This is a genomic window from Staphylococcus sp. ZWU0021, assembly GCF_000798895.1.
Lineage (GTDB): Bacteria > Bacillota > Bacilli > Staphylococcales > Staphylococcaceae > Staphylococcus > Staphylococcus saprophyticus.
The window spans coordinates 573,270-587,171 of record NZ_JTLN01000027.1 but is presented as its reverse complement, the minus strand read 5'-3'; the positions used below and the strand labels follow the sequence as shown (position 1 = coordinate 587,171).

The 13,902-nt window shown below is 32.4% G+C and carries 10 protein-coding genes, 1 riboswitch and 1 other annotated feature; all 10 genes read left to right on the top strand.

All coding sequences use genetic code 11. The features are described 5' to 3' along the window. Positions 1 to 301: 301 nt before the first annotated feature. The 10 genes from L987_RS08245 (at position 302) to thrS (ending at position 13,669) form a co-directional block, all read left to right on the top strand. Positions 302 to 1,012 carry a response regulator transcription factor gene (locus L987_RS08245; RefSeq protein WP_011302915.1) on the top strand — a complete coding sequence of 237 codons (711 nt, stop codon included), beginning with the start codon at positions 302 to 304 and terminating at the stop codon, positions 1,010 to 1,012. Further along, the gene (pnpS, locus tag L987_RS08240) at positions 1,012 to 2,700 is read left to right on the top strand and encodes a two-component system histidine kinase PnpS (RefSeq protein WP_047504033.1); all 1,689 of its coding nucleotides are present in this window, start codon (positions 1,012 to 1,014) and stop codon (positions 2,698 to 2,700) included. The genes L987_RS08245 and pnpS overlap by 1 nt, the downstream gene beginning before the upstream one ends. 194 nt (positions 2,701 to 2,894) lie before the next feature. Next, on the top strand, positions 2,895 to 5,525 hold the full coding sequence (polA, locus tag L987_RS08235) for a DNA polymerase I (RefSeq protein WP_047504029.1): 2,631 nt from the start codon (positions 2,895 to 2,897) through the stop codon (positions 5,523 to 5,525). Positions 5,526 to 5,540: 15 nt separating this feature from the next. After that, positions 5,541 to 6,413, top strand: coding sequence for a bifunctional DNA-formamidopyrimidine glycosylase/DNA-(apurinic or apyrimidinic site) lyase (gene mutM, locus L987_RS08230; RefSeq protein ID WP_047504025.1), 873 nt, complete (start codon positions 5,541 to 5,543; stop codon positions 6,411 to 6,413). A gap of 15 nt (positions 6,414 to 6,428) precedes the next feature. Beyond that, on the top strand, positions 6,429 to 7,049 hold the full coding sequence (gene coaE, locus L987_RS08225) for a dephospho-CoA kinase (protein ID WP_002483056.1): 621 nt from the start codon (positions 6,429 to 6,431) through the stop codon (positions 7,047 to 7,049). A 272-nt stretch (positions 7,050 to 7,321) separates the two neighbouring features. Further along, a complete protein-coding gene (gap, locus tag L987_RS08220) occupies positions 7,322 to 8,347 on the top strand; it encodes a type I glyceraldehyde-3-phosphate dehydrogenase (RefSeq protein WP_047504022.1) in 1,026 nt (341 codons plus the stop codon). A 269-nt stretch (positions 8,348 to 8,616) separates the two neighbouring features. Then, positions 8,617 to 9,087 carry a transcriptional regulator NrdR gene (gene nrdR / locus L987_RS08215; RefSeq protein WP_011302921.1) on the top strand — a complete coding sequence of 157 codons (471 nt, stop codon included), beginning with the start codon at positions 8,617 to 8,619 and terminating at the stop codon, positions 9,085 to 9,087. After that, on the top strand, positions 9,087 to 10,460 hold the full coding sequence (locus L987_RS08210; protein ID WP_047504018.1) for a replication initiation and membrane attachment family protein: 1,374 nt from the start codon (positions 9,087 to 9,089) through the stop codon (positions 10,458 to 10,460). Before nrdR ends, L987_RS08210 begins: the two co-directional genes overlap by 1 nt. Continuing rightward, a complete protein-coding gene (dnaI, locus tag L987_RS08205; RefSeq protein WP_047504015.1) occupies positions 10,457 to 11,380 on the top strand; it encodes a primosomal protein DnaI in 924 nt (307 codons plus the stop codon). Before L987_RS08210 ends, dnaI begins: the two co-directional genes overlap by 4 nt. Before the next feature lie 47 nt (positions 11,381 to 11,427). Continuing rightward, positions 11,428 to 11,642: a binding site (T-box leader), on the top strand. Between the two features lie 89 nt (positions 11,643 to 11,731). Then, positions 11,732 to 13,669 carry a threonine--tRNA ligase gene (gene thrS, locus L987_RS08200; RefSeq protein ID WP_047504011.1) on the top strand — a complete coding sequence of 646 codons (1,938 nt, stop codon included), beginning with the start codon at positions 11,732 to 11,734 and terminating at the stop codon, positions 13,667 to 13,669. Positions 13,670 to 13,728: 59 nt separating this feature from the next. Continuing rightward, positions 13,729 to 13,901: riboswitch (Lysine riboswitch) on the top strand. Position 13,902 lies beyond the last annotated feature (1 nt).

Genomic DNA, 13,902 nt, shown 5'->3' with positions numbered 1-13,902 from the left:
AGTCTATGTGAGATAGGGTTGGAATAAAATACACAGAGTAAATGAAAACGCTTATTTAGGTGTTCATATTATGTATATAGTGTTAAGATTCTATTAACGCAATATATTGTTTTCAATAATGACTTCAGTTATAAATAGCGCAATACATTGTTTAAAGCAAAATTACAAAAGTTTCAAAAAATATTTACATAGATTGTTATTACTTGCTTTGTAAAGTTTATGTTAAAAAATTTTAAACTATGTTATTTTTATTAAAAATTAAGTTATAATTAATTTGTAAACAAAAATATGGAGGTATACTATGTCACAAAAAGTACTAGTAGTAGATGATGAGCAATCAATTGTAACCTTATTAAAATATAATTTAGAACAAGCTGGATACATAGTAGAAGTAGCCTATGATGGTGAAGAGGCATTAGAAAAAGTAAATGCTACAAACCCAGAATTGATTGTCTTGGATGTAATGCTTCCTAAAAAAGATGGAATTGAAGTTTGTAAATCAATACGTTCTGATAAAAATCTTGTACCTATACTTATGCTAACTGCCAAAGATGATGAGTTTGATCGTGTTCTAGGTCTAGAGTTAGGCGCAGATGATTATATGACTAAACCATTTTCACCAAGAGAAGTTGTTGCCAGAGTAAAGGCAATATTAAGAAGGTCTGCAATCGTAAATGAGGCGGTACCAGTTGAAAATGATGAAGATGACATACTCATTGGTTCGATAAGAATTCGACCTGAATATTTTGAAGTATATAGAGAAGATGAATTGCTTGAATTAACACCAAAAGAATTTGAATTATTATTGTATTTAATTGAGCGTCAAGGCAGAGTTATCACACGTGAGCATATGTTGAACTCTGTTTGGAATTATGAATTCGCTGGTGATTCTAGAATTGTGGATGTACATATAAGTCATTTAAGAGATAAATTAGAAGAAAATCCAAAACAACCCAAACTAATTAAGACAGTTCGTGGGTTAGGCTATAAATTGGAGAGACCTAAAGTCTAATGTTAAAGTTTCATCAACGACTTTTATTTTTATTATGTATCATCGTTATTATAAGTTTTTTAGCTTTAGGTGCAATTATTACACATGCAATATATAATACAGTTTCTTCAGCTCAAGAAGGTGATTTGGAACATCAAGCTGATCATCTAGTCAAACTATATAAGAATGACAAAGAAAATGAGATGACTGATATTGCTAAAAGTGAAAAGCTTACAGTTAAAATAGAGGAAAGTAACGATGTCTTGTTTTCCACAAATCAAGGAACACAAATAAATGAGGATATAAAAAATGAAGCAAATCCTTCTCGATTAATCTATGATAAAGAAAATGATGATCGCAGATATACATTTAAAACCACTATTGATGATAAAGATGTATACCTTAGTGGAATAAATAATGAGATATTAGAATTACAGATTCAAATGTGGAAATATATTGCACTGATTGGTTTATTTGTGATTATCATCATATTTTTAGTTGTTAGAAGTATTAACCGGACTTATATTAGACCAATTAATGAAGTGACTTATGCAACGAACCTGTTAGCAGAAGGATATTACCATGTGAGAGTACCTGAAAGTAATGTCAAAGAAACCAGAGAGTTATTTGTAACGACGAATGAACTTGCTCGCAGGTTGCAAAGATTGAATCACAAACAAAAACTTCAATCTAATCGATTAAAAACTACGGTAGAAAATATACCAAGTTCCATATTGATGATTGATAAATATGGTGAAATCGTTGTAGCTAATAAATCATTTTATAATGTTTTTACACCTGAAAAAGCTGTAGAGCATAAAAGTTATGTTGACTTTGTAGATTTGACACTACAAAAACTTATTACCGAAGCATTTAAAGTAGAAAAGCCAATATATGATCAAATTGAATTAACAATTGATCAAGTTCATCAAAAATATTTTGACACATCTTGTGTACCGATTCTTTCTAAAACAAAGAAAAATTTATATGGTATGGTGATTGTGTTACACGATATTACGAATCTTAAAAAACTAGAAAATTTGAGAAGAGAATTTGTTGCTAATGTGTCACATGAATTAAAAACACCAATTACGTCTATCAAAGGTTTTGCAGAAACATTATTAGATGGTGCAAAAAACGATGAACAGACGTTAAATGAATTTTTAAAAATTATTTCTAAAGAATCAGATCGCATAGAAACATTAGTGTTTGATTTATTAGATCTCTCACATGTTGAGCAACAAACAGAAATTGTAACAGAATACGTGAGTCTTTCGGAAATCGCAGAAAGCACAATCAAGAATATGCAAAATATTGCAGAAGAAAAGCAAATCACAATTGTTAATGAAATTAAACCTGACATAGTCATTGATGCAAATAAAGATAAAGTATCACAAGTGGCCTTGAATTTGTTGTCTAACGCCGTGAGTTACTCTAAAGCATCAAGTGAAGTGATTGTACGTGTATATAAAGATGCAAACAAACGTATCATGGAAGTCCAAGATTTTGGTATTGGTATTAGTGCTGAGGATCAGCAGCATATTTTTGAAAGGTTTTATCGCGTAGATAAAGCGAGAAGTAGAGATTCAGGCGGTACTGGTTTAGGACTTTCAATAACCAAACACATTATGGAAGCACATAATGGACGTATTAATGTCTTTAGTCGCCCTAATGAAGGCTCTACTTTTAGAGTCACATTTTTCGAATAACGTTGTGACACATGTTATAATTTTAAAATCAAAGTAGCTTATATGTATATAACGGTCAGATAACCTAAATGGTATTTGACCGGCTTTTTTATTTCGTTAATATTTATTTGAATATCGCAAATATGACGTATCAATACAGTTACGGGAGTTTTTTATGCTAAAATAAATATAAATATGTGTTGGAGGTTAAAACATTGAATAAATTAATCTTAATTGATGGTAACAGTCTGAGCTTTAGAGCTTTTTATGCTTTACCACTTTTACAAAATAAGGCAGGTATACATACCAATGCTGTTTATGGCTTTGCGATGTTACTTGAGAAAATAATTAAAGAAGAACAGCCTACACATTTTCTTGTTGCATTTGATGCAGGAAAAACAACATTTAGACATGAACAATATAGTGAATATAAAGGTGGACGTCAAAAAACACCACCGGAACTAAGTGAACAATTTCCATATGTCAGACAATTGTTAGATGCGTATCAAATTAAACGATACGAATTAGACAATTATGAAGCTGACGATATTATAGGAACATTAAGTAAACAGGCAAATGCAGAAAAATTTGAAACAATAATTGTTACAGGTGATCGAGATTTGACGCAGTTAGCTACAGATGATGTAACAATCTATTACACAAAAAAAGGCGTAACAGATGTTGATCATTATACGCCTGAATTTATTGCTGAAAAATATGATGGCTTAGTCCCAAATCAAATCATTGATATGAAAGGATTGATGGGCGATGCATCAGATAATATTCCTGGCGTGGCTGGGGTTGGTGAAAAAACAGCAATCAAGTTATTGAAGCAATTTTCTACTGTTGAAAATGTTTATAATCATATTGAAGAAGTGTCTGGTAAAAAATTAAAAGAAAAACTAGAAAATAGTAAATCTGATGCTTTAATGAGTAAAGAACTTGCTACAATCAACTGCGATAGCCCTATAGAAGTCACTTTAGCAGATACGAAGTTACCTGAAAGTCCTGATTCAACAGCAAAAATTGATATCTTTAAAAAACTTGAATTTAAGCAGCTTTTAGATCAAGTCGATGTAGAGGGCACGCATACTTCTGCTGAAGAATTAGAACTTGAAATTACATCGGATTTTAGTAATGTAGATTTTAATGAATTATCAGAAGCCACTATTCATTTTGAATTAGATGGATCGAATTATTTGAAAGATGATATTTTGAAATTTGCTTTATATGATGGATCAAATCATGTTGTCATTGATGCGGATAAGGTTCATGACTATCCGGAATTGATAGCTTGGTTAGAAAATGATAAGACAGAAAAAATCGTCTATGATGCTAAAAAATCATATATTGTTGCACATCGCTTAGACATAGCTATTAAACATATCGTTTTTGATGTTATGCTCGCGAGTTATATTATCGATCCATCTCGCACAATTGATGATGTGAATTCTGTGGTTTCGTATTTTGATCAACATTATGTGAAAGAAAGTATAGAAGTTTTTGGTAAAGGTAAAAAAAGACATGTACCTGAGGATGATATTTTAGATCATCACGTTGGAACGATTATCGAAGCAATTAACAAAACTAAACCAAAAATGGAAGCGCAGTTAGAAGAATATAATCAAACTAACTTATTAGATGATTTAGAATTACCGTTAGCACGTATTTTAAGTGAAATGGAAGAAACTGGCATTTACACAGTAGCAACCGATTTGCAAGAAATGGAAAAAGAAATTCAAGCGAAACTTGATGTACTAATTAATAATATTTATAACGCGGCTGGCGAATCATTTAATATTAACTCACCAAAACAATTAGGCGTGGTACTATTTGAAACATTAGAATTACCTGTTATTAAAAAAACTAAAACAGGTTATTCTACGGCCGTAGATGTACTGGAGCAACTACAAGGACAACATCCTATTATCGACTATATTTTAGAGTACAGAACATTATCAAAACTACAATCTACTTATGTAGAAGGACTGCAAAAAGTGATTAGTGAAGATAATCGCATTCATACGCGTTTTAATCAAACACTTGCACAAACGGGTAGATTGTCATCTGTAGATCCTAACTTGCAAAATATTCCAATTCGCTTAGAAGAAGGTCGAAGAATTAGAAAGGCATTTAAATCTAGTGACGATAACAATGTCATCTTCTCAGCTGACTATTCGCAAATTGAATTACGTGTACTTGCACATATTACTCAAGATGAGAGCATGAAACAAGCATTCATCAATGATGAAGATATTCATACAGCAACTGCTATGAAAGTATTTAATGTACAGCCAGATGAAGTTGATAGTCTAATGCGTAGACAAGCGAAAGCAGTAAATTTCGGTATCGTATATGGCATAAGCGACTATGGGTTAAGTCAAAGTTTAGGTATTACACGTAAACAAGCAAAGCAGTTTATTGATGATTATCTCGATAGTTTCCCTGGTGTGAAACAATATATGGAAGATATTGTTAAAGATTGTAAAGCGCAAGGTTATGTTGAGACACTATTACATCGCCGTCGTTATATTCCGGACATCACTAGTAGAAACTTTAATTTACGTGGTTTTGCGGAAAGAACGGCTATGAATACACCGATACAAGGCAGTGCCGCAGATATTATCAAATTGGCAATGGTTAATTTTGTAAATGAAGTTAAACATACTGATTTTCATGCGCAATTATTATTACAAGTACACGATGAATTAATTTTTGAATTACCTAAAGATGAAGTAGAGGCTTTTAGTGAATTTATAGAAGAAATAATGGATAATGCATTGGCATTAGACGTACCACTCAAAGTTGAAACAAGTTATGGTAAGACATGGTATGACGCAAAATAGAAAGTAGGTGAACAAGTGCCTGAATTACCTGAAGTAGAACATGTAACAAGAGGCATTAAGCCATTTGTAAAAGGGCAAAAAATAGAATCTATTCTCTTTTCTGATAAAGTACAAGAAGGAAAAGCGAATCATAGAGAAACCATTGTTAAAGGTATGGAGCTTGATACTTTTAAACGATTCACTAGGCTTTATACGATTGTTGATATTGAGCGAAGAAGTAAGTATATTGTCTTCTATTTAGAAAAAGATGGAGATAAGCGAATTCTAATAAGTCATTTAGGTATGGCTGGTGGATTTTTTGTCGTAGATAAGCTTGAAGATATTAGTGTGCCAAATTATCGCAAACACTGGCATGTCATATTTAAATTAGATAATGACAAATTACTTGTGTATTCAGATATTAGACGCTTTGGTGAAATTAGAAACGTTGCTTCATTTGAAGCTTACCCATCATTTTTAGAAATTGCCCCAGAACCTTTTGAAAAAGAAGCTATGGCACATTATTTGGCTTGGTTTGATAAAAAGTTATATCAAAATAAACCAATCAAACAAATGATTCTAGACCACCGTGTCATATCAGGATGTGGAAATATATATGCTTGCGAGGCATTATTTAGATCAGGTATTCATCCAGCTAGATTACCAAAAGATTTAAATCATCAGGAACGAGAAATGTTATTCTATTATGTTCGAGAAGTACTGGAAGCGGGTATAAAATATGGTGGAACAAGCATTTCAGATTACCGTCATGCTGATGGTAGTACAGGTACAATGCAGCAACACCTAAACGTATATAAACAAAAAGTTTGTAAAGTTTGTGGCGATGACATTGCAACACAAGTAATTGCAACGAGAAATAGTCATTTTTGTCCAACTTGTCAACAATAAAGGAAGAGTGAGAATATGCCGAAAGTTATAGGACTAACTGGTGGTATCGCATCAGGTAAATCTACGGTATCAGAACTATTAAGTGCACATGGTTTTAAAATCGTAGATGCAGATATTGCATCACGTCAAGCAGTAGAAAAAGGTACAAAAGGCCTAGAACGTGTGAAAGAAGCCTTTGGTGAGCAAGCTATTGATGAAAATGGTGAAATGAATAGAGCTTATGTAGGCGAAGTAGTATTTAATCAACCTGAAAAGAGATTAGAATTAAATGAAATCGTACATCCTATTGTGCGAGAAATTATGGAAAAAGAAAAAGCACAATACTTAAGCGAAGGTTATCATGTCATTATGGATATTCCATTATTATTTGAGAATAATTTACAAGATACTGTCGATGAAGTCTGGTTAGTATATACTTCAGAAAGTATACAAATCGATAGATTGATGGAACGAAATAATATTTCAATGGAAGAAGCGAAAGCACGTGTTTATAGTCAAATTTCTATAGATAAAAAACGTAGAATGGCAGACCATGAAATAGATAATCGTGATACAAAATTAGAACTAAAACAAAATTTAGAAAATTTATTATTAGAAGAAGGCTATATAGAGAGTCATTCTGAAGATGTACTTTAATAAAAGTGATTACAACCACCCAATTATCTTTGATAATTGGGTGGTTTTTATATAAGAGACGTTCTAATAACTTAAGTGTTTTTATTATTAATATTTAAGGAAATACATAAGTGAGAATAGGATATATACGAAAATCTTACTGATTAATATTAGAAAACATAAAAGCCTTAATGCTAAAGTTTTTAAATTTATTATAGAAAACGCTTTCCTAAATAAATATTTATGTTATACTATTTCCATAAAGTATAACACTAAGACGAGGGGTGCTTCGAATGACGACAAATATAGCAATTAACGGAATGGGTAGAATAGGTAGAATGGTGTTGAGAATCGCACTAAAAAATAAAGATTTAAATGTAGTGGCGATAAATGCGAGTTACCCACCGGAAACAATTGCACATCTAATAAATTATGATACAACACATGGCGTTTATGATTTTAAAGTAGAGCCAATAGAATCGGGAATTAAAGTTGATGATCACGAAATTCAATTAGTTTCTGATAGAAATCCTGAAAATTTACCATGGAAGCAATTAGATATAGATGTTGCAATAGAAGCAACAGGTAAATTTAACCACGGAGATAAAGCGATAGCACATATTAAAGCTGGTGCTAAAAAAGTATTGTTAACAGGTCCATCTAAGGGTGGAGATGTACAAATGATTGTCAAAGGCGTTAATAATGACCAATTAGATATTGAGAAATATGATATTTTTAGCAACGCTTCATGTACTACAAACTGTATCGGTCCGGTTGCAAAGGTATTAAATGATCAATTTGGTATCCAAAATGGCTTGATGACAACTGTACATGCCATTACCAATGACCAAAATAATATTGATAATCCACATAAAGATTTAAGACGTGCACGTTCATGTAATGAAAGTATTATTCCAACTTCAACTGGTGCTGCTAAAGCATTGAAAGAAGTATTGCCAGAATTAGAAGGGAAATTACATGGAATGGCTTTACGCGTACCTACAAAAAATGTATCACTCGTTGATTTAGTGGTTGATTTAAATGAAAATGTAACAGCAGCACAAGTGAACGAAGCTTTTGAAGCGAATGATTTACAAGGTGTCATTTCTACCGAAGATGCACCACTCGTTTCAATGGACTTTAACACGAATCCACATTCGGCCATTATCGATACACAAAGTACAATGGTAATGGGAGATAATAAAGTTAAAGTGATTGCATGGTATGACAATGAATGGGGCTATTCTAATAGAGTAGTTGATGTTGCCACACAAATTGGACAATTACTTAAAAACGATGTTGCAGCTGTAGCAAATTAATTTTCAAAAATAGCGATTACAAATTTTAAAAATAATTATCTAAAACGTTTCGTAACATAGTTGTTAATTTATAAACTATATTACGAGGCGTTTTTAATTTTATTATTATTTCTTCGTTAATATTAGCTTTAAAGTTAATAAATCTTAATTATACGGCGTTTCTTTTGAATTATGCTATACGATATAGATATAGTGTAATAGCGAATCTTTTGTGACTTGCATATTTATAGTATAATGTAAGGTAATCAAAAAGAGAGGGTGATAATTCGATGAAATGCCCGAAATGTAATTCGACTCATTCTCGTGTTGTGGACTCTAGACATGCAGATGAAGTTAATGCGATTCGACGTAGAAGAGAATGTGAAGAGTGTGAAACAAGGTTCACTACTTTTGAACATATAGAAAAAAGACCACTCATCGTAGTTAAAAAAGACGGTACACGTGAGCAATTTTTACGAGAAAAAATATTAAATGGTTTAGTTCGTTCATGTGAGAAAAGACCAGTACGATATGAACAATTAGAAGACATTACAAATAATGTCGAATGGAAATTACGTGATGAGGGTCGTGCTGAAATTTCATCAAGAGAAATTGGTGAACATGTTATGAATTTATTGATGCATGTAGATCAAGTATCGTATGTAAGATTTGCATCTGTATACAAGGAATTTAAGGATGTAGACCAGTTACTACAATCTATGCAAGGTATTTTAGCTGAAAATAAACGGAGTGATTCTTAATGGGGTTACAATCCTACGATTATGGTTTGAGACCACATGATAATTTCAATGTTGTTCGTGATTTTAATTTAAATAATAACCATTTAGAAATATTAAATAGATTGTTTACGCCCATGATTGGTATGAATGCGATTGGTTTATATCATTACTTGAATCAATTTGCGGAAGTTGGTTCTGATACTGTTTTAACTCACTATATTATAATGAGTGAATTAAAAATAAATTTGTTGGAATTCAGAAAAGAAATGGATTTGTTAGAAGGTACAGGCCTTGTTAAATCATATGTTAATCACAGTGCACAACATTCATCGTTTATTTATGATTTGATTCAACCACCTTCTGCGAAACAATTTTTTAACGACCCTATGTTATCTGTTTATTTATATAGTGAGGTAAGTAAACAACGTTATCAACAACTCAAACGGCATTTCGAGAGTGATCAGCGTATTGATTATAGTCAATATCAAGATGTGACTCGTACGTTCACTGATGTATTTAAAGTGCCAAATAAAACGGTGGAAAATGATGGTATAGAAATAAAAGAAACAGCATATACTGGTTTAAACTTAAGTCAAGTTCAGTTTGATTTTGAGACACTTTACGATTTATTACAAAGCCATTTTATAAGTGCAAAAATAATTGATAAAGATGCTAAAATATTAATCACACAAATTGCTACATTATATGGATTGACACCTGAAGCAATGAAACGCATCATATTAAAATCCATCACAAGTGCACAAGAATTGTCATTTGAAGAATTGCGTAAACATGCAAGAACGTATTATTTAATGGAGCATGAACAACAATTGCCTACACTAAATGTTAAAACAGAAGCGGATAGTGAAACTAAACTAGAGAATCAACCAGTGGAAACTGAAAGTGAAAATGATAGTTGGCTTAAACAATTGGAGGAAACAAGTCCTATTGATATGCTTGCATCATGGTCAGAGTCTGAACCAACTACCCAACAAAAATATATGATTGAAGAACTGATTGAACGTGAACATTTATCATTTGGCGTTATTAATATTCTATTGCAGTTTGTAATGTTAAAAGAAGATATGAAGCTGCCTAAATCCTATATATTTGAGATTGCATCTAATTGGAAGAAAAAAGGCATTAAAACAGCAGAACAAGCATATCAATACGCCGTGAAAGTAAATCAGCCTAAGAAAGAAAACCAATCTAATAAACGTAATTATAAACAGAAACAATTAGCTTCCAGAGAAATGACACCAAAATGGTTAGAAGAACGCGATAATAAGCAATCGAATGAACCATCCAAAGATGAAGATGATGAGAAATTAAAAAAAGATAGAGAACAATTTCTTAATCAATTAAAAAATAGATGGAAGGAGGACAATAAATGAAATCTTTCAACCATATTATGGGTGAATCAAATGATTTATCAAAACGCATCGAAAAAATCAAAAAAGATGTCGTCAAAGATCCAGACGTCAAACAATTTTTAGAGACACATAAGTCCGAATTGACCAATGCAATGATTGATGAAGATTTAAATATTTTGCAAGAATATAAAGACCAAGAAAAGCATTATGATGGTCATGCTTATAAAGATTGTCCCAATTTTGTTAAAGGACACATACCTGAATTGTACATTGAAAATAATCATATAAAGATTCGCTATTTACCTTGTCCTTGCAAAATCAAACATGATGAAGAAAAGTTTAATGCACATTTGATTACATCCCATCACATGCAACGCGACACACTAGATGCTAAGTTGGAAGATATTTATATGGACAGAAGAGATAGATTAGATGTTGCTATGGCTGCAAACCAAATCTGCGACAAAATTACAAATCACGAATCGCAAGTGAAAGGTTTATATCTACACGGGCCATTTGGAACGGGGAAATCTTTTATATTAGGTGCTATAGCGAATCAATTGAAAACTGAAAAAATATCATCGACCATCGTTTATTTACCAGAGTTTATTCGTTCGTTAAAAGGCGGATTTAAAGACGGTAGTTTTGAGTCTAAACTTCAAAGAGTCAGAGAAGCGAATATACTCATGTTGGATGATATTGGTGCTGAAGAAATTACACCATGGGCAAGAGACGAAGTCATTGGCCCGCTCTTACATTATAGAATGGTTCAAGAACTGCCAACTTTCTTCAGTTCAAATTTAAGTTTCGAAGAATTAGAATATCATCTTTCAGTTACGAGAGACGGCACTGAAAAGACAAAAGCTGCCAGAATTATGGAGCGAATTAAAACACTTTCTATACCGTATTATCTAGAAGGAAAAAATTACCGGAATGATTGAAATTTGAAATAAATGTTGTATAATATAATTAAATCTAAATCTTACGAAATAATACGGAGACAAGATGAATAAATGGATACCTCACAGAGAACCAATGTTTGTTGAGAATTGGTAGGTATATTTATTGATTACTACTTCGTCAATGATGTTGTAATAAACATCCGGCTCAAGACCGTTATCTTATGTAGAGTAAAGTTATTATGCAATATTTTTGTTGAATAACTTTAATTTAGGGTGGTACCACGAAGACCTCGTCCCTTTTTTGGGATGAGGTCTTTTTGTGTTTTTGAGTAGTAACATAGGGTGATTCGTAAAGATTTAAGAGCTTGAAAAAAATAGGAGGAATGTGACATGGATCAAATTAAAATTAAATTTCCAGACGGTAATACAAAGGAATTTGACAAAGGAACAACAACTGAAGATATCGCACAATCCATCAGCCCAGGATTAAGAAAAAAAGCTGTGGCAGGCAAGTTGAATGGACAATTAATTGATTTAACTAGACCTATTGAAAGTGATGGAGATATTGAAATCGTGACACCTGGTTCAGATGAAGCGTTGGAAGTTTTACGTCATTCTACAGCACATTTAATGGCGCAAGCATTAAAACGTTTGTATGGTGAGGTTCATTTTGGTGTTGGACCTGTTATTGAAGGTGGTTTCTACTATGACTTTGATATGGAAGAAAGTATCTCATCGGATGATTTTGAAAAAATTGAAAAAACAATGAAACAAATTGCGAACGAAAATTATCCAATTGAGCGCAAAGTTGTGTCACGTAATGAAGCAAAAGCTTTTTTCTCAGATGATCCGTATAAACAAGAATTAATTGATGCGATTCCAGAAGATGAAAATGTGACATTGTATACACAAGGAGAATTTACTGATTTATGTCGTGGGGTCCATGTACCATCAACTTCAAAAATTAAAGAATTCAAATTGTTATCAACTGCGGGTGCTTATTGGCGTGGCGATAGCAATAATAAAATGTTGCAACGTATCTATGGTACAGCTTTCTTTGATAAAAAAGATTTAAAAGCCCATTTGCAAATGCTTGAAGAAAGAAAAGAACGTGACCATCGTAAAATTGGTAAAGAGTTAGAACTCTTTTCTAATAATCCGTTAGTAGGCGCAGGTTTACCACTATGGTTGCCTAATGGTGCAACAATCCGTCGTGAAATTGAACGTTATATCGTAGATAAAGAAGTGAGTATGGGTTACGATCACGTTTATACACCAGTAATGGCAAACGTTGATTTATATAAAACATCTGGACACTGGGATCATTATCAAGAAGATATGTTCCCGACAATGAAATTAGATGAATATGAAAAAATGGTATTAAGACCGATGAACTGTCCACATCATATGATGATTTATGCTAATAAACCGCATTCATATCGTGAACTACCAATTAGAATTGCTGAACTTGGTACAATGCACCGTTATGAAGCAAGTGGTGCGGTTTCAGGATTGCAACGTGTTCGTGGTATGACTTTAAATGATGCGCATATTTTTGTTCGTCCAGATCAAATCAAAGAAGAGTTTAAACGCGTAGTTAATTTAATTATAGATGTTTATAATGACTTTAATTTTGAGAATTATAGCTTCCGTTTAAGTTATAGAGATCCAGAAGATAAAGAGAAATACTTTGATGACGATGAGATGTGGATTAAAGCTGAAAGTATGTTAAAAGAAGCGGTTGATGAACTAGGATTAGACTATGAAGAAGCCATCGGTGAAGCGGCATTCTACGGTCCTAAACTAGATGTACAAGTTCAAACAGCGATGGGAAAAGAAGAAACTTTATCTACAGCGCAACTTGATTTCTTATTACCACAAAAATTTGAATTGACTTATATAGGTAATGACGGCGAACAGCATAGACCCGTAGTTATTCACCGTGGTGTTGTATCAACTATGGAACGTTTCGTAGCGTTCTTAACGGAAGAAACTAAAGGTGCCTTTCCAACTTGGTTAGCACCAAAACAAGTAGAAATTATTCCAGTTAATGTTGACTTACATTATGATTATGCAAGACTTATTCAAGATGAACTAAAATCTCAAGGTGTACGTGTAGAGATTGATGATCGTAATGAAAAGATGGGTTATAAAATTAGAGAAGCACAAATGCAAAAAATCCCATATCAACTAGTCGTTGGTGACAAAGAAGTTGAAAACAAAGAAGTAAATGTTAGAAAATATGGTTCCCAAGATCAAGAAACGCTTGAAAAAGATGAATTTATTTGGAACTTAGTTGATGAAATCAGATTGAAAAAACAAAGATAGTCTTGAAACTATTGTTAAAATCATGTATATTACAGTTTAGTGAGTAATAAAAAAATTAAATTTGAGTTAGAGGTTGCGTTTTTAAAGAGTAATGATTCAGAAGCCAGATGGGGCATATGTTGAATGCATGAAAGGTGAAAATGCCGAAACCTGTATTGACCATTTACAATACAGGTTGGGACAGTTATCGAAAGAAACTGGACTGTCACATATGTGATGTGCTACCTATATAA